13 protein-coding genes are annotated in these 13,286 nt (G+C 48.5%); 7 read left to right on the plus strand and 6 right to left on the minus strand.

What is annotated here, in order from left to right:
- Positions 1–261 precede the first annotated feature (261 nt).
- Positions 262–1,218, plus strand: a complete 957-nt coding sequence (locus tag AB4Y93_RS09810; protein WP_441891340.1) for a sugar kinase — start codon at positions 262–264, stop codon at positions 1,216–1,218.
- Between the two features lie 2 nt (positions 1,219–1,220).
- Positions 1,221–2,018, plus strand: a complete 798-nt coding sequence (locus AB4Y93_RS09815; RefSeq protein WP_441891342.1) for a DeoR/GlpR family DNA-binding transcription regulator — start codon at positions 1,221–1,223, stop codon at positions 2,016–2,018.
- A 60-nt stretch (positions 2,019–2,078) separates the two neighbouring features.
- Here AB4Y93_RS09815 and nagA read toward each other — a convergent pair whose 3' ends face one another.
- Both nagA and nagB read right to left on the minus strand, forming a co-directional pair.
- Positions 2,079–3,254 (minus strand): N-acetylglucosamine-6-phosphate deacetylase, encoded by a 1,176-nt coding sequence (gene nagA / locus AB4Y93_RS09820; protein ID WP_441891344.1) that lies wholly within the window; start codon positions 3,252–3,254, stop codon positions 2,079–2,081.
- The gene (nagB, locus tag AB4Y93_RS09825; protein ID WP_441891346.1) at positions 3,254–3,979 is read right to left on the minus strand and encodes a glucosamine-6-phosphate deaminase; all 726 of its coding nucleotides are present in this window, start codon (positions 3,977–3,979) and stop codon (positions 3,254–3,256) included. Before nagB ends, nagA begins: the two co-directional genes overlap by 1 nt.
- A 269-nt stretch (positions 3,980–4,248) precedes the next feature.
- Here nagB and fni point away from each other — a divergent pair, with 269 nt between their 5' ends.
- A complete protein-coding gene (fni, locus tag AB4Y93_RS09830) occupies positions 4,249–5,316 on the plus strand; it encodes a type 2 isopentenyl-diphosphate Delta-isomerase (RefSeq protein ID WP_441891623.1) in 1,068 nt (355 codons plus the stop codon).
- A gap of 97 nt (positions 5,317–5,413) precedes the next feature.
- Positions 5,414–6,406, plus strand: a complete 993-nt coding sequence (locus tag AB4Y93_RS09835) for an MBL fold metallo-hydrolase (RefSeq protein ID WP_441891348.1) — start codon at positions 5,414–5,416, stop codon at positions 6,404–6,406.
- A gap of 36 nt (positions 6,407–6,442) precedes the next feature.
- Here the strand turns inward: AB4Y93_RS09835 and AB4Y93_RS09840 are convergent, their stop codons facing one another.
- From AB4Y93_RS09840 to AB4Y93_RS09850, 3 genes are all read right to left on the minus strand, one after another.
- On the minus strand, positions 6,443–7,165 hold the full coding sequence (locus AB4Y93_RS09840; RefSeq protein ID WP_441891350.1) for a sulfotransferase family 2 domain-containing protein: 723 nt from the start codon (positions 7,163–7,165) through the stop codon (positions 6,443–6,445).
- A complete protein-coding gene (gene cysC / locus AB4Y93_RS09845) occupies positions 7,155–7,787 on the minus strand; it encodes an adenylyl-sulfate kinase (protein ID WP_441891352.1) in 633 nt (210 codons plus the stop codon). Before cysC ends, AB4Y93_RS09840 begins: the two co-directional genes overlap by 11 nt.
- A gap of 129 nt (positions 7,788–7,916) precedes the next feature.
- The gene (locus tag AB4Y93_RS09850) at positions 7,917–8,456 is read right to left on the minus strand and encodes a phosphatidylglycerophosphatase A family protein (protein WP_441891354.1); all 540 of its coding nucleotides are present in this window, start codon (positions 8,454–8,456) and stop codon (positions 7,917–7,919) included.
- Positions 8,457–8,588: 132 nt separating this feature from the next.
- Between AB4Y93_RS09850 and AB4Y93_RS09855 the strand changes: the two genes are divergently transcribed.
- From AB4Y93_RS09855 to AB4Y93_RS09865, 3 genes are all read left to right on the plus strand, one after another.
- Complete coding sequence (locus AB4Y93_RS09855; RefSeq protein WP_441891356.1) at positions 8,589–9,653, plus strand: GerMN domain-containing protein; 1,065 nt, start codon at positions 8,589–8,591, stop codon at positions 9,651–9,653.
- Positions 9,654–9,836: 183 nt separating this feature from the next.
- Positions 9,837–10,574: a ribonuclease PH gene (gene rph, locus AB4Y93_RS09860; RefSeq protein ID WP_441891358.1), complete on the plus strand. Its 738-nt coding sequence runs from the start codon at positions 9,837–9,839 to the stop codon at positions 10,572–10,574.
- Between the two features lie 4 nt (positions 10,575–10,578).
- Positions 10,579–11,208, plus strand: coding sequence for an XTP/dITP diphosphatase (locus AB4Y93_RS09865; RefSeq protein ID WP_441891360.1), 630 nt, complete (start codon positions 10,579–10,581; stop codon positions 11,206–11,208).
- A 216-nt stretch (positions 11,209–11,424) separates the two neighbouring features.
- Here AB4Y93_RS09865 and asnB read toward each other — a convergent pair whose 3' ends face one another.
- Complete coding sequence (gene asnB, locus AB4Y93_RS09870) at positions 11,425–13,269, minus strand: asparagine synthase (glutamine-hydrolyzing) (protein WP_441891362.1); 1,845 nt, start codon at positions 13,267–13,269, stop codon at positions 11,425–11,427.
- Positions 13,270–13,286: the final 17 nt, after the last annotated feature.

Raw genomic sequence — 13,286 nt, forward strand, 5'->3', positions numbered from 1 at the left:
ATTCTTTAGGTTAATGCTTTCGAAGATAAGAATTACCACAGTAATTCTTTGCTTACGAGGTAAGAATTACCACAGTAGGCGAAGAGCCGCCACTTGTGCGGTAATTCTTTAAGCTAATGCTTACGAGGTAAGAATTACCACAGTAGGCGAAGAGCCGCCACTTGTGCGGTAATTCTTTAAGCTAATGCTTACGAGGTAAGAATTACCACAGTAGGCGAAGAGCCGCCACTTGTGCGGTAATTCTTTTTAGGGGGAGAAAACGTGCAACAGTCATCACCGGATATCGTGACTTTCGGGGAATCTATGGCTTTATTTATGCCACAGGAGCATAAATCTCTTGAACGGGCGACTACGCTCGAGCAAGGCTTCGGCGGTGCAGAAAGCAATGTAGCAATCGGACTGGCAAGATTGGGCTGTTCGGTAGGCTGGTTCGGAGCACTTGGTAATGATCCTTTTGGCCGCATGATTGTAAAGACGCTTCGTGGAGAGAGCGTTGATGTATCACGCGTTAAGTTTAGCGACGAAGCTCCTACGGGGATGATGTTCCGTGAGCAGGTTGCGGGGCGTCTAGCTGTTCACTACTATCGCAAGCATTCCGCAGCAAGTCGTATGGTTCCTGAGGAGCTGGATGAGGAATATATTCGCGGAGCGAAGCTGCTGCATGTAACAGGTATTACAACAGCTCTCAGCGATAGTGCCAAACGTACGGTGCTTCGGGCAGTTGAGATTGCCAAAGAGGCTGGTGTAACCATTTGTTTTGATCCAAATTTGAGATTGAAGCTTTGGACCATTGAAGAAGCGCGTGAGGTGCTTCTGCCGATCGCTGAAGCAGCAGACTACTTCCTGCCTGGCTGGGATGAGCTCAAGCTTCTGTATCAAACCGATGATTACGAAGTCGTGAAGGCGAAGCTGCAGCTGCTTAAAGCCGTGACTGTTATTAAAGGGCTTGGTGATACAACTGTCGTGCTGGAAAAAGGGGAAGAAGTATCCGTTCCTTTCTATCCAGCAGAGAATGTGGTTGATACAGTTGGTGCAGGAGATGGCTTCTGTGCTGGTTTTCTGGCTGGCTTAATGAAAGGCATGTCCCCGGTAGAAGCAGTTAAACTAGCAAGCATTAACGGATCGCTGGTGGTACAAATGCGCGGTGATTGGGAGGCGCTTCCAGAGTGGAATGCCGTTGAGCAGCGTATGTCCGCTAAAGTATGGGTGGAGCGATAATAATGGCTGAATCGAACGTTTCTGGATCCAAAGGGCAGCGCCGTCGCGAAGCAATTTTGCAACTGCTCAAGCAGCAAGGACGGATTACGATTCAAGAGCTCGTTGAGCGCTTTGATTGTTCAGAAGCGACCGCAAGGCGTGATCTGGAGCAAATGGAGGCGGCTTATCCCATTATCCGTACTATTGGCGGCGCGATGTATGACGGCATGAATACGGTCCGTGATGTAGCCTTTGCTGAGCGGGAGGGCCTGTCGTACTTGGAGAAAGAGCGTATCGCGGCCAAAGCGGCTTCACTTATTGAGGAAGGCGATGTTATCGGCTTATCAGGCGGAACAACAAATTATTTGCTGGCGAAGCTGCTTAAGCTGCGCAGCGGTATAACCGTTGTGACGAATGCGGTTAACATTGCCATGGAGCTTGCCGGAAGCAGCGTACAGGTCGTTGTAACAGGCGGCATTATGAGGCATAACAGCTTTGAGCTTTGCGGCCCGCTTGGCGAAGGGATGGTTGCTCATCTGAATATCGGGAAGATGTTCATAGGTGTAGACGGCCTTTCAGCAGCAGGCGGCATTACAACCTATTCCGAGCAAGAAGCCCAAATTGCAAAAGCACTTATTAAGCGATCGCATACGACTTATGCCGTCTTCGATCAAACAAAGGTCGGGAAGACGTCACTATTCTCTATTGCTGCGTTATCCGAACTGCAAGCTTTTATAACCGATTTGCCTCTAACGGGAGAGTTGGCGGAGATGGCGGAGCGGCATCATATCGTCGTCCATGTCGCGGACAAGCCGGAATGAGTATAAAAAAAGAGCGGTTGAACGGAGATATCTCCTGTTCAACCGCTCTTTCGTTTCTAGTTACTTCGCTTCATAAACTTGCTTGCCGTGTACCCAAGTATGACTCACGCTGCTGAAGTCAGGCTCTGCAAGAACAAGATCAGCCTGCTTACCGAGTGCAATAGAACCTGTATGTTCGAATATGCCAAGCTGCTTGGCCGGGTTGCCGCTTGCATAGCGGCTGATGTCCATAACGTTATAATGGGTGTGTTCAAGCATATAACGGAAAGCATTGATCATCGTAAGACTGCTTCCTGCCAGATTGCCTTCGTGGAGTCTTGCCACACCATCCTGTACGATGACAGGGAGGCCGCCAAGGTCATACAGGCCATCAGGTCTGCCAGCGGCAGAGATGGCGTCTGTGATCAGGATAAGCTTGTCTGCTGGCTTGGAGGACGCAAGCAGCTTTATCGCTCCTGGGCTGACATGATGCCCGTCAGCAATCAGTTCGGCGTAGATGCGGTCATCGGTCAGAACAGCACCAACTGTACCAGGCTCACGATGATGAAGTGGACGCATCGCGTTATAAGTATGAACGGCATGAGTGAGGCCAGCCTCTACAGCTTCCTTCATGACATCGTAAGTGGCATCGGTGTGACCGCATGCGACAACAATGTTACGATCAGCAAGCCATTTGATGGCCTCAATTGCGCCCTCAGTCTCAGGTGCAAGCGTAAGCAGCTTCAAGATTCCCGGATAACGCTCTGTCCAATCCTGCAGCCAATCGAGCCGAGGAGGGGAGAGGAAAGCTGGATTTTGAGCACCAATCCATTTGATGCTAAGAAACGGTCCTTCCAGATGAACGCCAAGAAGTGCTGTGTATGGCATATCGTTCTTCATATATTGGCTGGTTGCCTGGAACACGGTCTCAAGGGCTTCTTGGGATGCGGTCACGGTTGTAGCAAGCATTCCGGTCGTTCCTTGTGAAGCATGAAACTTTGTGATCGTATTGTAGCTTTCAGCGTTTGCATCCATGAAGTCTCCGCCAAATCCGCCATGAACATGAACATCTATAAAGCCTGGAAGAAGCCATTTGCCTTGACCGTCAACGATATGATCAGCTTCCGGCTGCTCGCTGTCTTCAATAATTTGTGCTATGATTCCGTCTTTGACGAGGATGCTGCCTTCCGCAATACGATCCTCCAGCACCATTTTTACGTGGTTGATAAGCAGAGATCTGCCTTGTTGTTGTTCCATTACCCCAACATCCTTCCCGCCTCGCGGTCAAGAAGCACAGTTACGCGGGGATGCGTCTGCAAGAGGGAAGCCGGTACCTCTGTTGTAATAGGACCGGTCAACGCTTGCTTGACGATGTCCGCTTTGTCCGCGCCTCGCACCGCAAGCACAATCGAACTTGCTTTCAGTATGGAGCCCACACCCATTGTAATGGCATATTCGGGCACCTCTTCCATCGTAGCAAAAAATCTAGCATTCGCCTCCAGAGTGGCCTGCTTCAGCTTCACCACATGAGTACCGCCTGACAGGGCATGATCTGGTTCATTAAAGCCGATATGGCCGTTATGGCCAAGGCCAAGCAGTTGAATATCAATTTGCCGCTCCAGCAGCATACGGTCATAATTCGCACATTCGGCTTCCAGATCATCAGCCATTCCGTTCGGCAGGAAGGTTTGTGTGTCTGGAATATCGATGTGTGCAAATAAATGCTTATTCATATAATAAGCATAGCTTTGATCGTTATAGGGCTTTAACCCGACATATTCATCCAGGTTAAAGGAAGTTACATCTGCAAAGGATACTTCACCTTTACGGTATTTCTCTACTATTTTGGCATAAATGCCTATAGGTGTCGATCCTGTAGCAAGCCCTAATACGGCGTTTGGTTTGGATGTCACGATATCGGTAATAAGATTGGCTGCAAAGGCGTCCAGTTCTAATTGGGTATCAAAAATGTGCACGTTCATCGGAAGATGCCCCCTCATTTACTTTTGACTCTATTCTAATTTATATTATTCATTTTAACAACAAAAATGATTGTAAAATTCATTATTATGATTGTAAACGTCAAAATTATGGTTGGACCTAGTTCCATCCTTGCTCCAGTCCTAATCACTGAGTTATGATGAACAAAAGTATTCTCGCAAAGCATGAAGCTTATGTACTGATGTCGATGGCATTCCTACATAAGCCGGATGATTGGCTATTTAAATAGGAGGATTGCCCTATGACAGTAATGCAAAATACGGAGGCAAATGAGGGCGCTTCCACATCGAAACGTAAGAGTGAGCATATTCGCATTTGCCTCCAGGAGAATGTGGCAGGAGAGGGCATTGATACGGGGCTGGAGAGTCTTCGCTTCCGCCATAATGCCTTACCCGAAATCGCGTTTGACGATATCCTGCTGGATACAGAATGGCTGGGACGGCGCATGCGAACGCCTCTCTTGGTCAGTTCCATGACAGGAGGCACAAGTGAGGCTGGTGCGATTAATCGGCGGTTGGCAGAGGCGGCAGAGCACCGCGGCTGGGCCATTGGACTAGGATCCATGCGTGCGGCGATTGAACAGGAAGAACTTGCTGCTTCTTTTTATATCCGTGATCTTGCTCCTTCTGTCCCTGTTATTGCAAATCTTGGTGCGGTGCAGTTAAATTATGGGTTTGGTGTGGAAGCATGCCGCAGAGCGGTAGACATTGCCGAAGCGGATGCACTTGTGCTTCATTTGAACAGCATGCAGGAAGTATTCCAGCCTGAAGGGAATACAGACTTCCGCGGCTTGCTGCCAAGGATAGAAGAGGTATGCCGGGCACTTGAGGTGCCGGTTGGCATCAAAGAGGTAGGCTGGGGTGTAGATGCCGATACGGCTGCAGCACTCGCTTCGGTGGGAGCAGCATTTATTGATGTCGCGGGAGCCGGAGGGACATCCTGGAGCCAGGTTGAGAAGTACCGGCAGAATGATCCAATGCGCCGTTTGGCTGCAGAAGCTTTCGCAGGCTGGGGGATCCCTACTGCTCAAAGCATCAAGGAAGTAAAAAGCCGTCTGCCGCATATGCCAGTTGTTGCTAGCGGTGGCCTGCAGCATGGCGTAGATGCAGCGAAATCCATTGCATTAGGGGCTGATATTGCCGGGTTCGGACGTGCCCTTCTCCCACGTGCTGCAGAAGGTGAGACAAAAGTATCGGTCGACCAGTTAAATGAGCAATTCGAACGGATTGAATTTGAGCTTCGTGCGGCAATGTTCGGGATCGGGGCAGCATCCGTTGCTGAACTCAAACATACGAACCGACTTATTCCAGTCCGTTAAACAACTAAGACAGGCCAACTTAGTAAATACTAGACTGCTCGAGAATTTTGTGATGGTCGAAGGGTTGGCTTATCAGGATAGGGAGGGCACAGCATCCATGACTGGGCTAGTGGAGACGAAGGTCTGGGACAGCGGGTGGATTCAAGTAAAGATTCCGCTTCCTTTCTCATTAAAGTGGGTAAACAGTTATTTGATACCAGAGGGCGGGACGGGTTATACGGTTATTGATCCCGGCCTGCATACCGATGAAGCGCTGGCAGCTTGGGATGAGGCTTTCCTGAAGCATGGCATAACCATAGAGCAGATTAAACGGATCGTGCTTACCCATCAGCACCCGGATCATTATGGGCTTGCGGGTTATTTTCAAGAACGGACCGGGGCGCCGGTATATATATCAGAAAGATCTCATGCATATACACAGCGATTATGGGGAGATAACAGTACTTACTCTGAGGAACTTCGGGCGCATTTCGCCATCCACGGCATGCCTGATGAGCTGACACTTGATATTAAGAACAATCTTGATGGCTTTGTCAGAAGAGTATCTCCTCAGCCGGACGTCACGTATTTGGAGGCAGGAGAGACGTTTCAGCTTGGCGGATTGGAATGGCAGCTAATTGATGCGCCCGGGCATGCCTTTGGCCAGTTATGCTTCTATGAGCCGTCTAACGGCTATATGCTGTGCGGTGATCAAGTGCTGCCTCATATTACACCTAACATCAGCTTTAATCCTGGGGAAGAGGAAGATCCGCTTGGATGTTTCCTCGATAGCTTGGATGAGCTGCATGCCTACAAGGTGAGTCTGGCATTTCCAGGTCATCGTGAGCCATTCACCGATTTTGCAAACCGGATTATGGAGATCAAGCAGCATCATGGACGACGCTTGAACAAAATGTGGGAAATGTTGAGAGTTCCAAGCAGCGCTTTTGAGCTTTGCGAGCAATCTTTTGGCGGTCATCTGCGGACGAATCCTCATAATCTGCGGTTTGCGATGTCAGAGACCATTGCTCACCTCCATTATTTGGAGAAGCGGGGTAAAATCATTCGAACCGGAACAATGGATACGGTTATGTTTCGTACAGCTGAATAAATAGCAAAGAAGGCTTCACATTTGTGAGGCCTTTTATTAATTTCTGGCCGCTCTTAAATAAGCTCTGAGCTGCTGCTCTTGTTCAGAGGACAGTTCTAACACGTGATCGATAAATTCCCGACAGACGTGTTCGTATAGCTTTATATCGATCTCATTTTTTTGCAGGACAGCTTGGATAGCTTCACTGGATAACGAAAGCTCTGCAGGAGGGCGATTAGGCGTTACATTGACTTTAGGGTAATGCTTTGGCTTCCAGTTCATCTTGTGCATAAATAAAAATAAAGAAATGTCGTATTGTTCCGTAAGACCAACAAAAGCAAAATGCTTGACGAGATGAGCCTGGACTTTTTTGAAATTCGGGTAAGGATTAGCAATCTCGCCCAGTAACATTCTGGCTTGAAGATTGCAGTATTCGAGGTCATAGTTAGGGTTAAGCACGTACTCTTCGAAGGTTAGATCTTTATCATAAAAAATCTCATACTCAGGATTTTTATATTTGAAATAAAAATAGGAGAGAGTCCGTTCGACAGGATGGCGCAGCATCGTAACATACTGATAAGGCCGGTCCGTCAGTTGGTGTATGCCATATCTGAAATGTCCACATAAGGCATCTGCAGTGACGAGCTGTCCACGTAACTCCACAGCGGTCTCAATCGTATGAAAATGAACGATATTCGGGCAGTTCTCGATTATGGCTTGTGTAAAAGAAGAGCCTCCGGTCTTAGGAAGATGCAAGTATAGTAACAGCTTATCCTTCAAACACCACACCTTCTTTCTCCTTGGCAATGATCAAGCCATGAAGATATAAGTAATCCATTACTGCGTTGACAGACTCAGCAGCCGTCAGCTTATCAGTTTCAATAGTAAGATGCGGATTAAGAGGATGCTCGTAAGGTGCGGAAATACCCGTAAATTGTGTAATCTCTCCAGCTCTTGCCTTCTTGTACATTCCTTTTGGATCTCTTCGCTCGCATTCTTCAATCGAACATTTCACATAAATTTCTATATACTCATCGGGCAGCATAGAAGAGCGTACCCCATCACGATCCTGCCGATAAGGCGAAATAGCAGCTACAATGACAATCATGCCTCCATCGGCCATTAGCTTGGCGACCTCTCCGATTCTGCGGATATTCTCAGAACGATCCTTTGGCTGAAAGCCCAAGTCCTGATTTAAGCCGTAACGAAGATTATCGCCATCGAGTACGTAACTGCGGCATTGCAGCTTATAAAGTTCATGATCCAAGGCTGTACTAAGCGTTGATTTCCCTGATCCCGAAAGGCCAGTAAACCAAAGAACATAACTGTGATGTCCGTTTAGGAGCTGCCGATCTTGTTTGGTGATGCGAGAGTTATGCCACACAAGAGGATTGTTATTCAACGGTATGATCACTCCTCTCTCTTTTAATATTACTACTAAAATATTCCATTTAATTGAAAAGGTGCAGCTAGAGTTAGAGGGCAAAAAAAAGACTGCCCTACAATTGTAGGACAGTCTCTAGACCAGTTTCTATTCCTTTACATTCTGTGCGGCTTCTTCACGGCTTGCTTGCTTGCGATGCGCCAGGCGGCTCGCAGCAGCAGCAGCGATTGCTCCAACGATGTCATCCAGGAAGGTATGGATTTGCCCATCGTTTTTATCATTTAATTTCTTTAAGATGCCGGGCTTAAGCTTGTCGATATATCCAAAATTGGTAAATCCGATACTGCCGTATACATTAACAATGGATAGAGCCAATATTTCATCGCAGCCGTATAGGCCTTCGTCATTACGAACCATATCTTGAAGCGGCGCCATCAGCTTGCCTTCCTCTGCCAGCAAATCGAGCTGTATGCCAGTTAATACGGCATTTTGCACCTCTCTTTTTTGCAGCACAGCTTCAACATGAGAGATGCATTCATCCAGCGTAAGCTCCGGATAATAATCCTTTTGCAGAAAATGAACGAGCTGTCCAATGGATGTTTTGGATACGCCTCGTTTGTCGAGCCATGCATTGGTCGCTTCCGCAACCTCGCGGCTGTTTAAGCTGTAGGTGACTTGATTGAACAAATTGATTACCCCCTCAGATTTTGTGGACAAAACTGGTCTAAAACAGGGAAGGGCTCGTATACATAGTACTACAAATCAACAAATGTACAAAGTCGCCTAACAGGCAATTACAATTTGGGGAGGAAAAAGTCAATGGCTCAAACAAGATGGATTCGCCGTGCAGCAATCTGCGGTGTGATGGTATTTCCCATCCTTGCAACAGGATGCGGCTTGATTTCGCAGGACACAAAAGGGGAGATTGATCCACCGCAGCAAACTGACGCAACAGGTGCCGTAGACGGTACAAATACCGGACAGGCTGTCGTGCCCGGGCAAGATGATGATTCCAATCTTACCGTTTACTTAGAGGACCGCAACGGTTATCTTGCCCCGGTATCTCTGAAGACAACACTTACCGAGAATGCAGTTGACGAAGCCGGCAAAAAAGCTTTGGAAATCATGGTGGACGGCGGAAGCATGGCAAGCCAGCTGCCAGAAGATTTCCGTGCAGTCATTCCTAAAGGTACAGAGGTCAAGTCACTTCATGTCGATCCGAAAACCCAATTGGCTACCGTTGAATTTGGCGGAACCTTCAATGATTATCCTGCGACGGACGAGCGTACAATTGTAGAGGCGATTACTTGGACTTTGACGGCTATGGGAGCAAAAGGAGTAGAACTGTGGTATGAAGGGGCCAAGCTGTCGGAGATGCCGCAGGACGGCTTCCCGCTCGATGAGCCGCTTACACGTTCGGTAGGGATCAACCTTGAAGCTGCTGATGGTGTGAACTATTCGAACTCGACACCGGTTACTCTGTACTTCTCTTCGCAAACAACCAACGATGAACAATATTATGTGCCGGTTACAAGGTTAATTAACCGCACGGAGGAAACAGCAGCACAAGCTGCTCTTGAACAGCTGATCACAGGTCCGCTTAACACGAAGGATTTGATCAGTGTCCTTACGAATGATGTGGAAGTAACAAACATCAAGCAGCAGGACGACACGGTAATGGTGGACTTGAAAGACCAAGCATATGAAGAAGGACTGCCTGCTCCAGCAGAGATGCTTGAAGCGATCGTCCTGTCAGTTACTGAAAATACGGGCGCTGACAAAGTTCAGATTACACTGAACGGTCAGAAAGTCACAGACGAGAACAATGTTTCTTACAGCGAGCCAGTATCGCGTCCGCATCATGTGAATGCGATTAAAGGGTAAGCTGATAAAACGCCATAACTAGAGAAAGGCTGCCTTACCAGGCCCGTTTCGGGACCAGGTGAGGCAGCCTTTTTGTCAGAGCAGAATTAAAGATGCTTTTCACATGCCACTTTGGTAAAATAGGAAAGATTGCAAAGCGATCAACACATAAGCGATAACGATTGATTCAGGAGGAACATAAGCATGCGAACAGACGGTCGGCAACCGAACCAGCTTCGGCCGGTTACGATAACGACAGGCGTTAATAAATATGCGGAAGGCTCGGTACTCATTGAGGTTGGCGAGACGAAAGTTATTTGTACAGCCAGTGTGGAAGAACGAGTACCCCCTTTCATGAAGGGTCAAGGTAAAGGTTGGATTACGGCAGAATATGCTATGCTGCCACGTGCAACCCATTCCCGTAACCATCGGGAGGCAGCCAAAGGCAAGCTTTCCGGCCGAACAATGGAAATTCAGCGCTTAATCGGACGTGCCCTCAGATCTATTGTCGATTTGCAGGCGCTGGGCGAGCGTACAATTACGCTTGATTGCGATGTTATTCAAGCTGACGGCGGTACGCGTACCACTTCGATTACAGGTGCATTTGTAGCTCTTTGCCTTGCGGTTAACAAAATCTCGAAAACAACACAATTTTCCAAATATCCGATTACGGATTTTCTTGCTTCGGTAAGTGTAGGGGTTATTCAAGAAAGAGAACTGCTTGATTTGAATTACGATGAGGACTCCAAGGCCAAGGTTGATATGAATGTCGTCATGACAGGCAATGGTAAATTTGTTGAGCTGCAAGGAACAGGCGAGGATTCCCCGTTCTCGCGTGAAGAGCTTAACAAGCTGCTGGAATTAGCAGAAGGTGGTATCGAGGAACTAATCGAGAAGCAGCGCGCTGCTTTGGGTGAGCTGGCAGACCGGATCGGGGGTTAACACGTTGACTCAGCCTATTTTGATTGCGACCAAAAATCAAGGCAAGGTGAAGGAATTTGCACATGCCTTTGAGAAGCTTGGCAGAACCGTCGTCAGCCTAAACGATTATCCAGCCTTTCCGGATATTGTAGAAGACGGAGATACGTTCTCTGCAAATGCTCGTATTAAGGCAAAAGCGGCCGGTGATGCTTTTCAAGTAACGGTGCTCGCAGATGACTCTGGTCTGCGTGTAGCTTCCCTTGATGGCGCTCCAGGTGTATATTCGGCCCGTTATGCCGGTGAAGGTGCAGCAGATGCCGATAACAATGCAAAGCTGCTTCACGAGCTTGGCAAGTTGAATGTGGACGCAGCAGAACCGCTTGCGGACGGCACGCGGCTGCTCAGCAGAGCGCAATTTGTCTGCGTACTCGCTTTATATGACCCTGCGACAGGGGAATTTATCGAGACGGAAGGTACAGTCGACGGCTTCATCGCCGACCGGCCTCGTGGCGAAGGCGGCTTTGGTTATGATCCATTGTTCTGGCTCCCACAGCTCGGACGTTCCATGGCAGAGCTGTCCAAGGAAGAGAAGCAGGCTATCAGCCATCGCGGAAATGCTCTTGTGAAGCTGATTGCGAAGCTGGAAGCTAAGTAATATTAACCAAAAGGCGTCACAGGAGTTAGACCTGTGACGCCTTTTTTTCTTACCCCACAAATATGGGGTTAATTAGAACGTAGCTGCTCGAATGATTCTGTAGGAGCGTTAGCGTTCGCCTTTGCTCAGGGATTCCCGCCAAACAAACCTTATTCAAGGAATCCCTGAGCAATAGCGACCGGAAGAACATTCGACTGCGTAGTTCTCTTTTAACCCTTACTTCACACTAACCCCATATTCCTTCAGCCACACATTCACTTGATACAAATAAGCAAACAACTGAGGACCAGACATTAATTGTCCGAACCACGGAATATTCGATTTTGCCGAATCAGATTCAGCAAGCTCTCTTACTTTATTTACGTTAATCAGCGGCAGGAGCGGGGAAGACGGATCGTTCAGCACATCAAGAAGAAGTCCTTTAACCGCTGCCAGATAATTCGGATTATGCGTTTTTGGATAAGGGCTTTTTTTGCGTGTCAGCACATCTTCAGGAAGTACGCCTTTCAGGGCACGGCGAAGGATGCCTTTCTCCCGGTCCCCAGCTGTCTTGATCTCCCAAGGGATATTCCAGACGTACTGCACGAGTCGGTGATCGCAGAACGGGACACGAACCTCAAGGCCTGCTGCCATACTCATCCGGTCCTTCCGGTCAAGCAGTGTTGGCATGAAGCGGGTAATGTTAAGATAAGACATCTTGCGCATCTTCCGTACGGTCTCGGATTCACCATCCAAGTGCGGCACCTCCGCGATCGCAGAGGCATAACGGTCACCGATATAATCAAGAGGTTTAATCCATGCAGCTACATCCGGCGCAAGCAGATCTGCCCGCATAGAGGAGGCGAGAGACCATGGGAAGGTGTTTGCACTCAGTGCTTCTTCACGGTGGAACCAAGGATAGCCGCCAAAGATTTCATCCGCTGCTTCACCAGAAATTGCGACGGTAGCACCTTTCTTTATCTCCCGGCAGAATAGCAGGAGCGAGGCATCCACATCGGCCATACCTGGCAAATCGCGTGCCAATGTAGCGTCTCGGAGAGCAGCTACGAGCTCAGGTGTATCGAATTGGATTGGATGATGGATGGTGTCCAGATGGGACGTCATCCGTTCGATCCAAGGGGCGTCGCTGTTTGGCTGAAAGGCATGAGCCTTGAAATGCTTATCGTTATCCGCGTAGTCGACGGAATACGTATGCACATTACCTTGACCGGTTTGCTCGTAGTAACGAACAGCCAGCGTGGTTAAAGCGCTGGAGTCAAGGCCTCCGGAGAGTAAGGTGCCAACCGGCACGTCCGAAACAAGCTGGCGCTCCGTTGTATCCTTCAGCAGCTCCCGGACATGTTCAGCCGTCGTATCGACATCTTCTTCATGCGGAATCGTCTCGAGACTCCAATATTTTGTTTTGCGGATACCTGAACGATTAACAGTTGCACATTGTCCTGGCAGCAGCTCGGTAATATCCTTGTAAACGCCTTGGCCAGGTGTTCGGGCGGGACCAATAATGAAGATTTCAGCTAATCCTTCTGCACCTACCTCAGCTTTAACAGCCGGATGAGCAAGAATAGCTTTTGGCTCCGAACCAAAAATAAACAGTCCATCTGCAAAGCTGATGAACAGTGGTTTTACACCTAGTCTGTCGCGGGCAAGGAACAGCTCTTGTTCAGTTACATCCCAGATGGCAAAGGCGAAAATGCCGTTGAAGCGTTCAACACAGGCTTTGCCCCATTCGATATAAGACACAAGCAGTACTTCTGTATCGCAATGGGTTGTAAACGTTCTGCCTCTGTCTTCCAGCTCTTTCCTTAGTTCAAGTGCGTTATAAAGTTCACCATTATAGACAACGACATATGTGTCATCGCCCGAGCGCCGAATCATCGGCTGAGCGCCATTTTCCGGATCGATCACGCTGAGCCGGCGGTGGCCTAGCGCACAATGCGATGAGATCCAAGTACCTGACGCATCAGGACCGCGCAGTGATAACGTCTCCGTCATTTTAACTAGGCTGTTGCTGTCATGGGTTAGATCTCGGGTCCAATCGATCCAGCCGGTTATTCCACACATAATCTCATTCCTCTCTT

This window comes from Paenibacillus sp. YAF4_2, from assembly GCF_052113225.1.
GTDB lineage: Bacteria > Bacillota > Bacilli > Paenibacillales > Paenibacillaceae > Pristimantibacillus.

What these genes read in the sequence shown, in the direction of transcription:
- AB4Y93_RS09815 (WP_441891342.1), top strand. Translation starts at nt 1,221, where the DNA reads ATGGCTGAATCGAACGTTTCTGGATCCAAAGGGCAGCGCCGTCGCGAA.
- nagA (WP_441891344.1), bottom strand. Translation starts at nt 3,254, where the DNA reads ATGGAACAACAACAAGGCAGATCTCTGCTTATCAACCACGTAAAAATG.
- nagB (WP_441891346.1), bottom strand. Translation starts at nt 3,979, where the DNA reads ATGAACGTGCACATTTTTGATACCCAATTAGAACTGGACGCCTTTGCA.
- fni (WP_441891623.1), top strand. Translation starts at nt 4,249, where the DNA reads ATGCAAAATACGGAGGCAAATGAGGGCGCTTCCACATCGAAACGTAAG.
- AB4Y93_RS09835 (WP_441891348.1), top strand. Translation starts at nt 5,414, where the DNA reads ATGACTGGGCTAGTGGAGACGAAGGTCTGGGACAGCGGGTGGATTCAA.
- AB4Y93_RS09855 (WP_441891356.1), top strand. Translation starts at nt 8,589, where the DNA reads ATGGCTCAAACAAGATGGATTCGCCGTGCAGCAATCTGCGGTGTGATG.
- rph (WP_441891358.1), top strand. Translation starts at nt 9,837, where the DNA reads ATGCGAACAGACGGTCGGCAACCGAACCAGCTTCGGCCGGTTACGATA.
- asnB (WP_441891362.1), bottom strand. Translation starts at nt 13,269, where the DNA reads ATGTGTGGAATAACCGGCTGGATCGATTGGACCCGAGATCTAACCCAT.